General features: G+C 66.3%; 17 protein-coding genes. 6 read left to right on the top strand and 11 right to left on the bottom strand.

The genetic code is table 11. The features are described from left to right. Positions 1 to 209: 209 nt before the first annotated feature. Positions 210 to 1,148 (bottom strand): hypothetical protein, encoded by a 939-nt coding sequence (locus ACOTSS_RS05410; RefSeq protein WP_448690501.1) that lies wholly within the window; start codon positions 1,146 to 1,148, stop codon positions 210 to 212. Further along, positions 1,145 to 2,503, bottom strand: coding sequence for a glycosyltransferase (locus ACOTSS_RS05405; RefSeq protein WP_448690500.1), 1,359 nt, complete (start codon positions 2,501 to 2,503; stop codon positions 1,145 to 1,147). Before ACOTSS_RS05405 ends, ACOTSS_RS05410 begins: the two co-directional genes overlap by 4 nt. A 508-nt stretch (positions 2,504 to 3,011) precedes the next feature. Here ACOTSS_RS05405 and ACOTSS_RS05400 point away from each other — a divergent pair. Together ACOTSS_RS05400 and ACOTSS_RS05395 are read left to right on the top strand one after the other, a co-directional pair. Continuing rightward, positions 3,012 to 3,566, top strand: a complete 555-nt coding sequence (locus tag ACOTSS_RS05400; protein ID WP_448690499.1) for a PadR family transcriptional regulator — start codon at positions 3,012 to 3,014, stop codon at positions 3,564 to 3,566. 11 nt (positions 3,567 to 3,577) lie between these two features. After that, complete coding sequence (locus ACOTSS_RS05395; protein ID WP_448690498.1) at positions 3,578 to 3,907, top strand: DUF2218 domain-containing protein; 330 nt, start codon at positions 3,578 to 3,580, stop codon at positions 3,905 to 3,907. A gap of 7 nt (positions 3,908 to 3,914) precedes the next feature. Here ACOTSS_RS05395 and ACOTSS_RS05390 read toward each other — a convergent pair whose 3' ends face one another. Together ACOTSS_RS05390 and ACOTSS_RS05385 are read right to left on the bottom strand one after the other, a co-directional pair. After that, positions 3,915 to 6,713 carry a DUF3857 domain-containing protein gene (locus tag ACOTSS_RS05390; protein WP_448690497.1) on the bottom strand — a complete coding sequence of 933 codons (2,799 nt, stop codon included), beginning with the start codon at positions 6,711 to 6,713 and terminating at the stop codon, positions 3,915 to 3,917. A gap of 82 nt (positions 6,714 to 6,795) precedes the next feature. Then, complete coding sequence (locus ACOTSS_RS05385) at positions 6,796 to 7,089, bottom strand: 4a-hydroxytetrahydrobiopterin dehydratase (protein ID WP_448690496.1); 294 nt, start codon at positions 7,087 to 7,089, stop codon at positions 6,796 to 6,798. Positions 7,090 to 7,142: 53 nt separating this feature from the next. Between ACOTSS_RS05385 and ACOTSS_RS05380 the strand changes: the two genes are divergently transcribed. From ACOTSS_RS05380 to ACOTSS_RS05370, 3 genes are all read left to right on the top strand, one after another. Further along, on the top strand, positions 7,143 to 7,571 hold the full coding sequence (locus ACOTSS_RS05380) for a metallopeptidase family protein (protein WP_448690495.1): 429 nt from the start codon (positions 7,143 to 7,145) through the stop codon (positions 7,569 to 7,571). Continuing rightward, a complete protein-coding gene (gene ccmA / locus ACOTSS_RS05375; protein ID WP_448690494.1) occupies positions 7,568 to 8,152 on the top strand; it encodes a heme ABC exporter ATP-binding protein CcmA in 585 nt (194 codons plus the stop codon). Before ACOTSS_RS05380 ends, ccmA begins: the two co-directional genes overlap by 4 nt. A 118-nt stretch (positions 8,153 to 8,270) precedes the next feature. Then, complete coding sequence (locus ACOTSS_RS05370; RefSeq protein ID WP_448690493.1) at positions 8,271 to 8,918, top strand: heme exporter protein CcmB; 648 nt, start codon at positions 8,271 to 8,273, stop codon at positions 8,916 to 8,918. A 24-nt stretch (positions 8,919 to 8,942) separates the two neighbouring features. On the opposite strand, the gene ACOTSS_RS05365 is transcribed toward ACOTSS_RS05370, so the two are convergent. From ACOTSS_RS05365 to secE, 6 genes are all read right to left on the bottom strand, one after another. Next, the gene (locus ACOTSS_RS05365; protein ID WP_448690492.1) at positions 8,943 to 9,332 is read right to left on the bottom strand and encodes a hypothetical protein; all 390 of its coding nucleotides are present in this window, start codon (positions 9,330 to 9,332) and stop codon (positions 8,943 to 8,945) included. A gap of 116 nt (positions 9,333 to 9,448) precedes the next feature. Beyond that, entirely contained in the window at positions 9,449 to 10,144 is a 696-nt protein-coding gene (gene rplA, locus ACOTSS_RS05360; RefSeq protein WP_095383393.1) for a 50S ribosomal protein L1, read from the bottom strand. Positions 10,145 to 10,148: 4 nt separating this feature from the next. Next, complete coding sequence (gene rplK, locus ACOTSS_RS05355) at positions 10,149 to 10,580, bottom strand: 50S ribosomal protein L11 (protein WP_095383380.1); 432 nt, start codon at positions 10,578 to 10,580, stop codon at positions 10,149 to 10,151. 359 nt (positions 10,581 to 10,939) lie between these two features. Beyond that, complete coding sequence (locus tag ACOTSS_RS05350; protein WP_448690491.1) at positions 10,940 to 11,875, bottom strand: acyl-CoA thioesterase; 936 nt, start codon at positions 11,873 to 11,875, stop codon at positions 10,940 to 10,942. Between the two features lie 109 nt (positions 11,876 to 11,984). Then, complete coding sequence (nusG, locus tag ACOTSS_RS05345) at positions 11,985 to 12,521, bottom strand: transcription termination/antitermination protein NusG (protein WP_095383375.1); 537 nt, start codon at positions 12,519 to 12,521, stop codon at positions 11,985 to 11,987. Positions 12,522 to 12,549: 28 nt separating this feature from the next. Then, positions 12,550 to 12,747 (bottom strand): preprotein translocase subunit SecE, encoded by a 198-nt coding sequence (gene secE / locus ACOTSS_RS05340; RefSeq protein WP_095383372.1) that lies wholly within the window; start codon positions 12,745 to 12,747, stop codon positions 12,550 to 12,552. 509 nt (positions 12,748 to 13,256) lie between these two features. Between secE and ACOTSS_RS05335 the strand changes: the two genes are divergently transcribed. Beyond that, a complete protein-coding gene (locus ACOTSS_RS05335; protein ID WP_448690490.1) occupies positions 13,257 to 13,877 on the top strand; it encodes a PilZ domain-containing protein in 621 nt (206 codons plus the stop codon). Between the two features lie 23 nt (positions 13,878 to 13,900). On the opposite strand, the gene sugE is transcribed toward ACOTSS_RS05335, so the two are convergent. Further along, positions 13,901 to 14,221, bottom strand: coding sequence for a quaternary ammonium compound efflux SMR transporter SugE (gene sugE, locus ACOTSS_RS05330; protein WP_448690489.1), 321 nt, complete (start codon positions 14,219 to 14,221; stop codon positions 13,901 to 13,903). Positions 14,222 to 14,326 lie beyond the last annotated feature (105 nt).

The following is a 14,326-nucleotide window of genomic DNA, read 5'->3' as shown; positions in this document are numbered from 1 at the left end:
GGGCCGGTCAAGCCGCGACGCCGTTTGGGGCGGGCGACCGATAAAGACTGTTCCCCGTCTCGGCTGGAAATTAAGAAGGGCAAATCCCCTTCACCAACTGTCTCGGACGGAATCGCCGGGACCGGGGCCACGGCGACACGGGGCGCCTCATAGCGGCAGGCGGCGCGAAGTCAAGGCGCAAGGCGCGTCTCGCCGGCGCCGTTCCGCCTTCAGAAGACGCGGGTCAGCCCGACCGTCGCCTGCCCATAGTCATAGGCGCCGCTGTTCTGCGGGATGTTGTTGTACTGCACGCTCGCCTTCAGAAACCAGTTGCGGCCGACCTCGGGGCTCGTCACCTCGGCGGCGGCATAATAGGAAGCGCGCCAGTCGCTGGCCGAATCGCGCTGCACGCCGACCCCGCCCGCGACCATGTAGCGCCAGCCCCCGCTGTAGCGCCGCATCTGCAGCACCGGCAGGATCTGCGCGTACCAGCGCGGCGAGTAATAATCATATTCGCCGGGCTCGGTGCTGTGGAAATAGCGGGTGCGAAGCTGCGCGCTGAGGCCCCATTCGGGCTTCACCACATGCACATAATTGGCGCGCGCGTGCAGGCGGACATTCTTGCCCGTGAATTCCTGCGCCCCCGCGACGACCGTGAAGCTGTTGCGATCGTCGACCGGCAGGTCGAGCGCCGCGCCGGCGAAGGTGTAATAGATGCCCTCGTTCACGCCGCGCGGGGTTTCGACCACGTCGCGCTCGATGAAGAATTCCTTCCGGAAGGCGGCATCGTCATGGATCGAGGCCGACCCGATCACCGTGTCGCCGTCGGTGCCGACCTGCGCGTTCCACGCCCAATGCCCGCCGGTATCGGCGTAGCGCAGGAAGACACGCTCCTTGCCCACCGTCTTCTGGCCGAGCGGGCGGTACCAGGCCTTTTCGACGCGCACGCCCAGATAGTCCTGCTGGTCGCGATAGCGAAGGTCGAGGTTGAGCCCGGCGCGATAGACATCGGTGTTGTCGGCGTCGGTCGAGGCGAAAAGGTCGAGGCCGACCGCGTGCCGCACCGGCGTTTCGGCTTCGGCGGGCGCGGCGGCGCTGTCCTGCGCGGCCGCGGGCAGGCTGGTCAAGGCGATCAGCCCGGTTGCGGCGATGATCGATGCGCGTTTCACTTGGTGTCCCATTTCTTCTTCATCCCGATGATTTCGACGACATAGCCCCACACGCACACCGGCTGCATCAGCAGGCTGTATGCCAAAGCGTAAAAGAGGAATCCCATCGGATTCCGCCGCACCTTCAGATCCTCGCCCTCAAAGACGCCGCGCTGGATGCGAAAGATGACGATGTTCCAGAGCGCCGCGAGCGGCAGCACCGCGAGCGTCAGCGGCCCGGCAATGTAGAAATAGCCGAACAGGGCGAGGATCAGCCCCGGAATGAAGACGAAGCTGTAGACGAGGTCGAGCGGCAGGAAGCACACGTTCCACCAGATGAACAGCGTCGTCATGCGCCGCTTGAACAGCAGGCGCCAATGCGCCTTGAACGCCTCCATCAGCCCGCGCGACCATCGCTTGCGCTGCAGCGCGAACTGGCGGAACCCTTCGGGCACGTTGGTGAAGGCGAGCGCATTGTCGGCATAGCCGATGCGATAGTCGCGCTCGAGCAGCGCCCATGACACGACGATATCCTCGCCGACGCATTCGGGCCAGCCGCCGACCTCCTCGAGCGCATCGCGGCGATAGAGCGAGAAGGCGCCCTGCGCGACAAGCGTGCCGTGATACATGCCCTGCATCCGCTTCACCGACGCGATGCCGTGGAAATAATCCCACTCCTGCGCGCGGGTCAGCAGGTTGGTCCGCGAATTGCGGACCATCACCGCGCCCGCCACCGCGACCGTATTGTCCGGGTCGGACAGATAGCGGCTGACGATCTGGGTCAGCGCGTTGGTGCGCATCCAGCAATCGCCGTCGATGGTCACGATCAGCCCGTGCGCCGCGGCGCGCAAGCCGTCGTTGAGCACCGCCGACTTGCCGCGGTTGACCGCGAAATCATGGAGGGTGAAGGTGGCGCCCGCCGGCAGCGCGAGCGAGGCCAGCAGTTCGCGAACGATGGTCGCGGTCGTGTCGGACGATCCGTCGTTGAGGACCAGAACCTCGAGCGGCCCGCGATAATCCTGGCGCGCGAGGCTGGTCAGCGTGTCACGGATGGCGCTCGCCTCGTTATAGGCCGCGACGAGGACGGTGACGCCCGGCTGCGCCTTCGCGGGCATCCGGGCGGACGGCCTGCGATCGAGCGACAGCGTCGCGATCAAAAAGGCGTTCATGAAGCCCGGCACATAGGCGATGAAGATGATCGACACGAGCGCGAACGGCCAGTTGGTGACCGCCGCGAGGTCGATCACCCAGCGCTGCGACAGCCAGACGCTCAGCGCGGTCCACAGGATCGCGATCAGCAGCGCCAGCAGGAACTTGCCGCGCACGCCCAGATAGAGGCGGCGCCACTGCTCTTCGCGCGCCGACGCTTTCGGCATTAGACCACCCTTCGCTGCGACGGCTGCACGCCCTCGCGTCGAGGAAGTTGTTCCCGACATGATTTCATCCCCACAATCTCGCTTGCTGGTCCGGTGCGAGAGGCGCGGCGCTTAGAGGACGCTACATGAAACCCCGATGAACCGCCCGTGTGCGAGCCAACTGATCTTTCAACGAAAAACTCCGTATCCGCCCGCCTGCCGCGGCGCTACGCTCGCGGGGTTATCGGGTCGGCGATGTGCGGCCGCATCCTCGGCGGTCTCAGCGACGCGCGCTCCTAGTTTCATTTGAAATCAAGTCAAGTCATGACGTTGTTCAGAATCGACGAACCGAGTGCTGCGCGGTCGGCCCGGCGACATCCTCGCGCGCGCCGATTGGCTGCCAGGATGCAGATAGCCCCTTGCAGAATGGTAATTAAGATATATCTTAGAGCTATCAAGAATCGCTCTAAGGAAAGATGATATGCGTAATCACAGAGAATTTTCCGGTCCTTGCGGTCATCGCCACGCGATGCATCGCGGCGGGCGCGGGCGCGGTTTCGGTCATGGCTTCGGACGCGGTTTCGGCGGGCGCCATGATGATGACCACGACGGCCGCGGAGCGCGGCGGCGGATGTTCGACAGTGGCGAGCTGCGGCTCGTCCTCCTGAAGCTGATCGCCGACGAGCCGCGCCACGGCTACGACCTGATCCGCCAAATCGAGGAGCTGACCGGCGGCGCCTATGCACCGAGCCCCGGGGTCATCTACCCCACGCTTACCCTGCTCGACGACATGGGCCAGATCGCCGCGCAGCAGAGCGAGGGCGCCAAGAAGCTGTTCGCCATCACCCCCGAGGGCGAGGCCGAACTCGACGCGAACAAGGAGCTGATCGAAGCCCTGATCGCGCGGCTCGCCGCGGTGGGCGAAGAGCGCAAGCGCACCGATTCGGCATCGGTGCGCCGCGCGATGGGCAATCTGCGCCAGGTGCTGATGAACCGCCTCGGCCGCCGCGAGGCGGATGCGGAAACGCTGCACGCGATCGTCGCCTTGATCGACGACGCAGCGCAGAAGATCGAACGCCTGTGAGCGAGGACCGCATGACCGTTTCGGCCACCGCGTATGTTCCGACCGGACAGGCGAGCAAATATCTGCAGCAGCTCTGCAAGCATTGGCAGCATAATCTGGCGGTCGATTTCACCGCCGATCACGGCACCGTGACCTTCCCCAGGGACGCGCGCGGCGCCGATTGGCCAGGCGATGCGCTGGTGACCTTCGATGCCGGTGCGGATGCGCTCGCCGTCCGCATCGACGCGAGCGCCGAGGGACAGCTCGAGGCTTTGAAAGGCGCCGTCGCGCGCCACCTCGCCCGCTTCGCCTTCCGCGAGGCACCGCTCGCCTTCGACTGGCAGCCGTCCGCGAGCGGCTAGCCCGCTATCAGGGCTTCAGCCCATAGCGCGCATATTCGCGTTCGAGCGACGGCGCGATGCGTCGCGCGGCCGCGAGGTCGCGGTTCGCGTCGTCGACTCTGCCCATCCGCTTCAGCACGATCGCGCGCAGCAGGCGGCTCGACCCGAGGTCGGGCGCCTGCAACAGCGCCGCATCGAGATCGCGCAGCGCATCCTCGTCGCGGCCGAGACGCATCCACGCGAGCGCCCGGCTGTCGAGGATCGACGCGCTGCTGTCGCTCAGTTCCATCGCCGACGTGCAGTCCTTAAGCGCCGACTCGACCTCGATCTCGCGCGTGCCCTTGATCCAGCAGCGCGCGTTGAGCAGCCACGGCGAGCCCGGCTTTTCCTCGATCATCGCATTGACGACGTCCAGCGCCGCCCGCGCGTCGCCATATTCGCCGAGCAAGTTCACCTTCCCGAGCTTGTAGTCGTCGCGCAATTTGCCGCCGATCGCGATGCGCTCGTCGAGCATCGCGACGGCCTTGCCGACGTCGCCCTGCTCGGCGGTCAGCATCGCGACCGCGCCGATCGCGTTCGGCGACGACGGGTCGAGCTTGCGCGCCGCCTCCGCATCGGCAAGCGCGCCGGCGACGTCCGCTACCGCCTGCCGCGCATAGGCGCGTTCGAGATAGGTCTGCGCCGACGGCAGGATCGCCAGCATCCGCGTATAATCCGCGATCGCCGCCTTGTAGTCGCCAATGCCGCGGTGGAAGGAGGCGGCGCTCACCAGCGGCGCCACATTCTCCTCATCGGCCTCTTTCGCGACCTTCGCGAAAATCGCCTCGGCGGCGGCAAGCTGCGTTCCGTCGGGCCGGTCGCTGGCCGCGAGCTGCCAGCGGCGCCGCGCATCCTGCGGCGCGATCAGCCGCGGCGCCCGCGCCTCCATCGTCGCGAAGCGGTCGCGCTCCGCGGGAACCTCGGCCGCCGCTATTTCCGTCCCCGACGCGGCGAGCGTCTCGTCGACCGTCACCACGCCGTCCGCCAGCGTCACCGATCGCTTGAGGCCATAGCCCGCGAACGCGCCGGCGAGCGCGCCTTCCCCTTCGATCGTATAGCCCTTGCCGCCGTTCGGCAGGCGAATGCGCATCCGGTAGCGCGCGCGGTCGGGCGCCGCGGTGGCGACGGGAATGTCGGCCCACGCCGCCCGCGCGCGGTCGGGCGTGAAATCGAGAAGATCGGGGATGCGTGACAGCCAGCGCTCCATGCGCCGCTCGTCGCGCTTCCAGCCCGTCGAGAAGGCCCCGCGCGCCTTGATCGTCACCGTTCCGGCTTCGGCATCGGTCGTCGTCGTCAGCGACTCATATTGCGCTTGTCCGACATAGGATTGCAGGAACTGTTCGGTCAGCTTGCGCTGTTCCTTCGGGCCGAGCTGCGCCGAGGCGAGCGTCAGCAGGCTCGCGAACCTGCCGCGCACCACCATCGTCAGGTCGATCACCGACGGCAGGTCGATGCTCGTGCTCTCGTCGGCGTCGATGCTGAGGTCGACATAGGGCCGCGCCGGCGGACGCAGCGCGATCTCGATCAGGTCGGCGCCGCCCGTCCGCACCGGCAGGACATGCCCGAGCGCGGGAGTGTCGCGAATATCGGCGAGCCGCGTGCCGAGGTCGGTGCCGTCGAGCCACAGCGTCTCGCCGCCGATCGTCGCGCGCACGAGGACGTGGTTGAAGGCGAGCGCGCTCGGCACGCGCTGCGCAACGGCGTCGCCGAGCCCGGCGTGCGCCAGAACCGGCTCGGCCTCGATATCCATCGCGTGGAGCAAAGCGAGCAGCAGCAAGGTCTTCGCCTTGCAGTCGCCGTAGCGCACTTCCCAGGTCTTGGCGGGCGCCTGCGGGACATAATTGCCGCCGTCCATGCCGACCGCAAGGTAGCGGATCTTGTCCTGCACCAGTTGCAGCGCCATCGCCGCGCGCGTCAGCGGATCGCTCGACGCCGCCTCGATCGTCGCCACCTCGGCCGCGAGCGGGCTCCCCTCGGCGATCGTGCCGTCGGTTGCATAGAGCGGCGCCATCGTCCGCGACACGTCGGTCCAGTCGGCGAAGGTCGATGCCTCGATGACCGGCGGCATCTGGTAACGCGCCGGCGCGTCGCCGGGCATCTCGGGCTGCTTGGCGATCGGCACGGCAAAGCTGAGGTCGGAAAAGCCGCCGCTCTTTCCGACCTTCGCATCGACGCCGCTCGCGAGCAGCTTCCACTGCGTCTTGTCGGTGCTCCGCCACGACAGGTGATAGTTGGCGGCCGCGACGCGCGCGGGCTGGGCGACGAGCGGCAGCGACAGCTGCGCGCGGCCGCCGAGCGCCGCGTCCTTCACCGTCGTCGACATGCGCAGGCGCAGGACGTCGCCGACGCGCAGCCCCTCGACCGCGAGCGTCGCCGACAATATGCCGGTCAGCTCGCGCTGCTCGAGCGTCTGCTCGCGGCGCAGCACGGTGAATTTCTGTCCCCCGGCGAGCGCGTCGATCACCTCGCCGTTCCGCACGATCGACAGCTCGTGGATGATCAGGTCGCCCTTGTCGGGCAGCCAGGCGAGCGTGACATTGCTGTTCTGCGACAGTGCCTCGGGCGTATCGAGTTTGACCGCGGTGTCGAAATAGCTCCACACCGTCGCGCCGTCGATGCGCTGCTGCGCGTCGTACAGCATCGGGCCGCCGCCGGTACCGCCCGCATCGGGAAGCCTGGTCGCGACCACCCACGCCGGCGCGGCTTCATAGAGCGGCTGTTCACCCGCCTGAACCGCAGCGGGTGCGGCAATCGCCGCCACGAACGCCAACTGGCGCCAAACCATCATCGAAATCTGCCCCCTGCCCCTTTTCATACCCGCCGCCAAACTGCATGGGGGTGCCCGCCGTGGCAACCCCTTTTCCCTGCCGCTATGGCCGGAACAGCGCCTCGATCGCTTCGGCGAGCTGGGCATCGCGCTCCGACAGGCCATCGCAATCATGGGTGGTCAGCAATATGTCGACGCGGTTGTAGACGTTCGACCATTCGGGGTGATGATCCATCTTCTCCGCGATGATCGCGACGCTCGCCATGAAGCCGAAGGCCTGTGCGAAATTGGCGAACTGGAACCGGCGCGTGATCGCATCGCGCGCGGGTTCGTGCGTCCATTCGGGAAAACGGGCGAGCAGCGCGGCGCGCGCATCGTCGTCGAGTTTCTGAACCACCGCATTCTTCTCCCGCTGGTCAAGCCGTGCCGCCCGCCATAAGGAAGGGGCCGATGAGCGACAAGCCCGCCCTCTCCGACCTTCCCGACGGCTGGACCGGCGGCGCGCCCGATGCCGACGCTTTTCACGCGATGGCCGAGGCCGCGCTCGCGACGCTGCCCGCGGTGTTCGCACCGCATGTCGCGGGCCTCGTCATCGCGATCGAGGAGATCGCCGACGACGAAATCCTCGCCTCGCTCGACATCGATCATCCCTACGAACTCACCGGCCTCTACGAAGGCCGCCCGCTGACCGAGCGCAGCATCGACCAGAGCGGCGGCATGCCCGACCGCGTGACCCTCTATCGCATTCCCATCCTCGTCGAATGGATCGAGGAAGGCGAACGGCTCGACGGACTGGTCCGTCATGTGCTGATCCACGAGATCGGCCATCATTTCGGCTTTTCCGACGACGACATGCACGCGCTCGAGGATATGGCGTGACCGCATTGCTTCTGCTCGACGGCGTGGCGTGCATCCGCGGCGACCGGCTGCTGTTCGAGAGCCTGTCGCTGACGTTGAACCGCGGCGACGCGCTTTGGCTGCGCGGCCCGAACGGCGCGGGCAAGTCGAGCCTGATCCGCCTCGCCGCCGGCCTGCTGCGTCCCGCGGCGGGCACCGTGACGCGGCGCGAGCGGATCGCGCTGATCGACGAGGCCTCGGCGCTCGACCCCGAACTGCCGTTGCGCCGCGCGCTCGATTTCTGGGCGCGGATCGACACCGTCGACGGGCATGCGCTGGGCCGCGCGATGGACGCGATGGCGCTTGGCAACCTGGCCGACGTGCCGGTGTCGATGCTTTCGACCGGCCAGCGCAAGCGCGCGGGCCTCGTGCGCGTCATCGCGAGCGGCGCGCCGATCTGGCTGCTCGACGAGCCTGCCAACGGCATGGACGACGCGGCGCAGGCGCGGCTAGTCGCGGCGATCGCCGCACACCGGGCGAACGGCGGCGCGGTGATGCTGGCGTCGCACTTCGCGCTGGACATTCCCGACATGGCAGAGCTCGACATGGGGGCGCTGGCGTGATCCGGTTCCCGTCATTGCGAGCGGAGCGAAGCAATCTCCAGCCATCCGCCTTGAGCAAGGTCGATGGCTGGAGATTGCTTCGTCGCTACGCTCCTCGCAATGACGAGGGAGATACGGTGTGACCGCGCTCATCGCGCTCTTCTGGCGCGACCTGCGCCGCGCGTGGGGCAGCGGGGCGCTGTGGCTGCCGGCCGTCTTCTTCCTGCTCGTCGCGACCGCCTTTCCCTTCGCGGTCGGCCCCGACGCTCCGCTGCTCGCGAAGACCGGCGGCGGCATGGTCTGGGTCGCCGCGCTGCTCGCGGCGCTGCTGCCGATCGACCGGCTGGTGCGCCCCGACCGCGACGCCGGGGTGCTCGACCAGCTTGCGGTGCGGGGATTTTCCGACGAGCTGATCGCGGCGGTGAAGATCGCCGCACACGCGATCGGCTTCGGCCTGCCGCTGCTCGTCGCGCTGCTCCCCGCCGCCGCGCTGCTCGCGCAGGACGGCGCGCGCGTCGCGACGCTCGCGATCGGCCTCGCCATCGCCATCCCCGCGCTCGCCGCGCTCGCGGTGCTGAGCGCCGCGCTGACCGCGAACCTCAAGAGCGGCAGCGCGATCGGCGGGCTGCTCGTGCTGCCGCTCGCGGTGCCGCTGCTGATCTTCGGCGCCGGAATGCTGGACCCGTCAGGACGCGGGGCGGTGAAGCTGCTCACGGCGTCGAGCCTGCTGCTCACCGCGATCGGGCCCTTCGCGGCGGGTGCGGCGCTCAGGGGGCTAAGGGAATGACCGCAAGCGACCGATTGCGGATGGTCAGTGGGTTACTTGCTCGTAGCTGATCTTTACCCCGGACAATTTTCCCGCCTGCGCAAAGAGGCGGGATTTGGCGGCGTAACGTATCAGCAAATGGTCTGGAGCAAGCCATCTCATCTCTGCCCAAGGGCCGCCCCATTCACCTGTGGTGGCAGCGCCATGATCGTCGTCGGCGCGAAAAATGTTGCCGATACCGGACGGCATAGCCCCCCGCTTCACCACGGAGATTTGTGTCGAAAAGGTGGTGGTAGCGCCACAGTCGCGCTGAAACATCACTGCGCTGTACAGTCCATCAGGAGAGTCGGCGCGGCTGATCCGGCTGTTGGCGCATCCATCGGAGCACCCGCTCACAGCCATCAGTCCAACGCTGAGGATGCCGATGCGTAGCATGGAGGGAGGTGTAGCTTATGCGCCCCCGGGGTCAATGGCGGCTTCCCACCCCATAGCCGCCATAAGAAAAGGGCCGGAGTTTCCCCCGGCCCTTCCCTATAACGTGTGCGCTTCGATCAGGCGCCGATTTCGGCGGTGTCGACCTTCACGCCCGGGCCCATCGACGACGACAGCGCGATCTTGCGGACGTACTTGCCCTTCGCGCCGGCCGGCTTCGCCTTGACGATCGCGTCGACGAAGGCGTCGAAGTTCTGGCGGAGCTTTTCCTCGCCGAACGACAGCTTGCCGATGCCGGCGTGGATGATTCCGGCCTTTTCGACGCGGAACTCGATCTGACCGCCCTTGGCGGCCTTCACGGCTTCGGCGACGTTCGGGGTCACGGTGCCCAGCTTCGGGTTCGGCATCAGGCCCTTCGGACCCAGCGTCTTGCCGAGGCGGCCGACGATGCCCATCATGTCCGGCGTCGCGATGACGCGGCCATAGTCGAGGTTGCCGGCGAGCATGTCTTCCATCAGGTCCTCGGCGCCCACCTTGTCGGCGCCGGCGGCCAGCGCCTTGTCGGCATTGTCGCCGCGCGCGAAGACCGCGACCTTGACGTCCTTGCCGGTGCCGGCGGGCAGCGTCACGACGCCGCGGACCATCTGGTCGGCGTGGCGCGGATCGACGCCCAGGTTCATCGCGATTTCCAGCGTTTCGTCGAACTTGGTCGACGCGAGCTCGCGCACGGTCTTGATCGCTTCATCGACGGCGTGCAGCTTCAGCGCGTCGACCTTGCCCTCGAGGGCCTTCTGCTTCTTGGTCAGCTTTGCCATCGGTTCAGCCCTCCGTCACTTCGAGGCCCATCGAGCGGGCGCTGCCTTCGATGATCTTCGTCGCCTGCTCGATGTCGTTGGCGTTCAGATCCTTCATCTTGATCTCGGCGATCTCGGCGAGCTTCGAGCGCGCGATCTTGCCGCCGCTGATCTTGCCGGGCTCCTTCGAACCCGACTTCAGGTTCGCGGCCTTCTTGATCAGATAGGTCGCCGGGGGCGTCTTGGTGACGAAAGAGAAGCTCTTGTCGGCATAGACGGTGATGATGGTCGGGGTCGGGGTGCCCTTGTCCATGGAATCGGTCGCGGCGTTGAACGCCTTGCAGAATTCCATGATGTTGACGCCGCGCTGACCGAGCGCCGGCCCGAGCGGCGGCGACGGGTTCGCGGTGCCGGCGGGCACCTGCAGCTTGATGTAGCCGCTGATCTTCTTGGCCATGATGGCCTCCTTTCTTTCTGTCGCCCCGGACCTTGATCCGGGGCTCAAAATAAGCGGTCGAACGGAAGGGCTTGTGCCCCTTCCTCCCGCGCGGAATCACGCCCGTATCTGACGCGAAGCGCGGCGCATAGGCGCAAGCGGGGAAAATTGCAAGCGGAGGCGCAGGCCGGTGGTGACTCGGTTTGAAGGCAAGCGTGCGATTTTTCTTTCTTCGTCACCCCGGACTTGATCCGGGGTCCCGCTTTCCCCGCCGCTCTAGCGGGACCCCGGATCAAGTCCGGGGTGACGAGGCAGAGAACGGCGCCTTCCAAATCCAAACTGAGCCACCACCCGCAGGCCGGGATCTCGCCCTGGCGTTCCTATCCGGTCGGCGGCCGATACCGCACAAGTCCTTCCTGCACCGCGGTCGCGATCAGCGTGCCGTCGCGGGTGTAGATCGACCCGCGGCACAGGCCCCGGTCGCCGCCGGTCCACGGGCTGTCCATGACGAAGACGAACCATTCGTCGACGCGAACGTCACCATGAAACCACATCGCATGGTCGAGGCTGGTCGACACGAGCCCCGGCGTCCAGAAATTCACCCCATGCGGCAGCATCGCCGAAGACAGCAGCCCCATGTCCGAGGCGAAAGCGAGGAAGCCGCGATGGACGAGCGGGTCGTCGCCGATCGGCGCCGCGACGCGGAACCATTGATAATGCTGCGTCGCCTTCGCCGACGCGGGCGGGCGATAGCTGCGCACCTCGAACGGCCGGCGGCGCGCCATATGCGCGAGATGCCGGTCCGAGATATGGGGATCGGCCGCGATGAAATCGGTGAAGTCCCAGCATTCCTCGGGGGGCAGCAACTCGGGCATCGCGACCTGGTGCGACAGGCCGGCGGCGGGATGCTGGAACGAAGCGGTCAGGTTGAAGATGACCTTGCCGTCCTGGCGCACCACGACGCGGCGGTTGGAGAAGCTGCGCCCGTCGAAGTCGCGGTGGATGCGGAAATGCAGCGGCTTGGTCTCGTCGCCGCCGCGCAGGAAATAGGCGTGGAGCGAATGGACCTGCTTGCCCTCATCGACGGTGCGCGCCGCCGCCATCATCGCCTGCGCGATCACCTGCCCGCCGAAGATGCGGTCACGCGCGGTCGTCGCCAGCGCGGGAAAGGTGAATTCGTCCTCGAGGCCGGGGACGGGGTCGAGATCGAACAGCTTCGCGACCGCGCCGACCACGGTTTCCGGCGGCACGCTGGCGTTGATCTCCCGCGCGCGGTCGATGCGCGCCTGGATTTCTGTGGGAGAAAGAGTGGTCATGATGCAGAACCCCTTTCGTCATTCCGGCGAAAGCCGGAATCTCCCGCTATCATTCTGTCATGACGCACGAGATCCCCGCCTTCGCGGGGATGACGACCTGTCGGGGTCGTCATTTCATCCGTTCGACCTGCTCGAAGTCGAGCTCGACGGGGGTGGCGCGGCCGAAGATCGACACCGAAACCTTGACCCGCGCCTTGTCGAAGTCGAGTTCCTCGACGACGCCGTTGAAGCTCGCGAACGGGCCTTCGAGCACCTTGACCTGGTCGCCGATCTCGTAATCGACGCGGATTTCGGTCTTCGGGCGCGCCGCGGCCTCTTCCTTGCTGTTCAGGATGCGCGCGGCCTCGGCCTCGCTGATCGCCTGCGGCTTGCCCATCGAGCCGAGGAAGCCCGTGACCTTCGGCGTATTCTTGACGAGGTGATAGACATCGTCGGTCATCGTCAGCTTGGCGAGGACATAGCCGGGGAAGAATTTGCGCTCGGCCTGCACCTTCTTGCCGCGCTTGACCTCGGTGACGGTTTCGACCGGCACCTCGACGGCTTCGACGAAATCGGTGAGGCCCATGCGTTCGGCTTCGGCCACGACCGAATCGCGGACCTTGTTCTCGAAACCCGAATAGGCGTGAATGATGTACCAGCGCGCCATAAGTCTGCGTATCCCTGTGAAAGCGCGCTCAGCGCGCGAGCGACGTCAGCCAGCCGACGATCGCGTTGAAAACCGTGTCGATGCCCAGAAAGAACAGCGCGAGCAGCGTCGTCATGATCAGCACCATGATCGTCGTCTGCATCGTCTGGCGGCCGGTCGGCCACACGATCTTGGTGGCTTCGGTCTTCACCTGGTTGACGAATTCGCCAATCTTGGGCTTCGCCATGTCGATCGTCCTGTTCCTGCCTGTTCAATGGTTCCGGCCAGATGGGTTGCCGCTCCGTCCGCGTCAAGCGCGTTTCGGGCAATAGTCCGCCCACCCTCCCCGGCATGCCGGCGAAAGGCGGAACGAAAACGGCGCATCTGTCCGAATGAAAGCGGCCTTTAGCCGTGCCCCCTGTTCTTGGCAAGCGATAGCCGCATGGCGTCGAGCTCGACGGGCGGCACGGCGAAACCCCGTTCGGGTCGCGCGCCTTTTTTTCGCGGAAATTTGTCCCACTTCGCGTCAGAAGCCGGAACGATTGCGACAAGGCTGACAGTAATCGCGATTAAGCTGCTGATAAATCGCAATAATATATAATATTACAAAGGGGTGAAGATTAATATTAGATTAGCGATGTTATGGCGATAATCTTTGTAAATTTACATCATTGCAAATCAGAGCCACCATGGATCGCATAACCAGAACATTCGCTGGCTCTGTCTGGGCGCGCAGGCTTTGATACGGAGAATAGCATGAATGTATCCCGGGTCCCCCACCCATCGGGAATCGCTTCAGACCTGACGGACGCCGATCGGCGTAGCAGCAGTCGTCACTGCACCGTCTATCGCATCGCCACGATCGAGCGCGAGGGCGACGCCGGCTTCTGGCGCGTCCGCAATATTTCTGACGAAGGCATGATGCTCGCGGCGAATGTGCAGGTCGACCCCGGCGAGCGCCTGCAGATTGCGCTGTCGGACAGCATCAGGCTGTCGGGAGAGGTCGTCTGGGCCGAAAACGGGCGCTGCGGCGTCGCGTTCGACACGCCCATCAACGCAGCGGAATTGCTGAAGCAGCTGGCGGCCGGGCAAAAGGCCTCGGGCTATCGCCCGCCGCGGCTGGCGGTCCGCGGCCATGCGACGATCGTGACCGACGACGGCCCCCGCGAAATCGACGTGGTCAATCTGTCGCAACAGGGCGCGGGGCTCGTCCATGACGGCGAGCTCGAGGTCGGAACGAAGCTCGAGCTGGTGCTGTGGGGCGGCATCCGGCGGCGCGGCATCGTCCGCTGGTCGCGGCAGGGACAGAGCGGCGTCTGGCTCACCGCGCCGCTCGAACAGGCCGACCTCGAAAGCATCCGCCGCTTCGAGGACTGACCCGCGCGATGATCGTCGCCGGTTCAGGCCGGCGACGACAGTTTCATCAGCACCAGCCCGGCGACGATCAGCAGCGCCGCCGCGATCCGCATGGCGCTCGCCGCTTCGCCGAGCACCCATATGCCGACCAGAAACGCGCCCACCGCACCGATCCCGGTCCAGATCGTGTAGGCTGTGCCGAGCGGCAGCGCCTTCATCGACAGCGCCAGCAGCGCAAAGCTGGCGGTCATCGCGACGATCGTGACGACCGACGGGCCGAGCTTGCTGAAGCCGTCCGACTGTTTCATCGAAAAAGCCCAGACGACTTCGAGAAGTCCGGCGATCACCAGGTAAATCCACGCCACGGGCAGCCTCCTTCAAGGGCCGCCGGGCCGTCCCGGACTTCAAACCCGCACCGGCGGGCGGGGACGTGGCCCCTATGCTGCCCGGGGAGGGCAGCGGCCAATCCC

The organism is Sphingopyxis sp. NJF-3 (assembly GCF_053514865.1).
This window is presented reverse-complemented; position numbering and strand designations above follow the sequence as displayed.

What these genes read in the sequence shown, in the direction of transcription:
- nusG (WP_095383375.1), bottom strand. Translation starts at nt 12,521, where the DNA reads ATGGCGCGCTGGTACATCATTCACGCCTATTCGGGTTTCGAGAACAAG.
- ACOTSS_RS05380 (WP_448690495.1), top strand. Translation starts at nt 7,143, where the DNA reads ATGAGCGACAAGCCCGCCCTCTCCGACCTTCCCGACGGCTGGACCGGC.
- rplK (WP_095383380.1), bottom strand. Translation starts at nt 10,580, where the DNA reads ATGGCCAAGAAGATCAGCGGCTACATCAAGCTGCAGGTGCCCGCCGGC.
- secE (WP_095383372.1), bottom strand. Translation starts at nt 12,747, where the DNA reads ATGGCGAAGCCCAAGATTGGCGAATTCGTCAACCAGGTGAAGACCGAA.
- ACOTSS_RS05390 (WP_448690497.1), bottom strand. Translation starts at nt 6,713, where the DNA reads ATGATGGTTTGGCGCCAGTTGGCGTTCGTGGCGGCGATTGCCGCACCC.
- rplA (WP_095383393.1), bottom strand. Translation starts at nt 10,144, where the DNA reads ATGGCAAAGCTGACCAAGAAGCAGAAGGCCCTCGAGGGCAAGGTCGAC.
- ACOTSS_RS05400 (WP_448690499.1), top strand. Translation starts at nt 3,012, where the DNA reads ATGCATCGCGGCGGGCGCGGGCGCGGTTTCGGTCATGGCTTCGGACGC.
- ACOTSS_RS05350 (WP_448690491.1), bottom strand. Translation starts at nt 11,875, where the DNA reads ATGACCACTCTTTCTCCCACAGAAATCCAGGCGCGCATCGACCGCGCG.
- ACOTSS_RS05395 (WP_448690498.1), top strand. Translation starts at nt 3,578, where the DNA reads ATGACCGTTTCGGCCACCGCGTATGTTCCGACCGGACAGGCGAGCAAA.
- ACOTSS_RS05335 (WP_448690490.1), top strand. Translation starts at nt 13,257, where the DNA reads ATGAATGTATCCCGGGTCCCCCACCCATCGGGAATCGCTTCAGACCTG.
- ACOTSS_RS05405 (WP_448690500.1), bottom strand. Translation starts at nt 2,503, where the DNA reads ATGCCGAAAGCGTCGGCGCGCGAAGAGCAGTGGCGCCGCCTCTATCTG.
- ACOTSS_RS05365 (WP_448690492.1), bottom strand. Translation starts at nt 9,332, where the DNA reads ATGCTACGCATCGGCATCCTCAGCGTTGGACTGATGGCTGTGAGCGGG.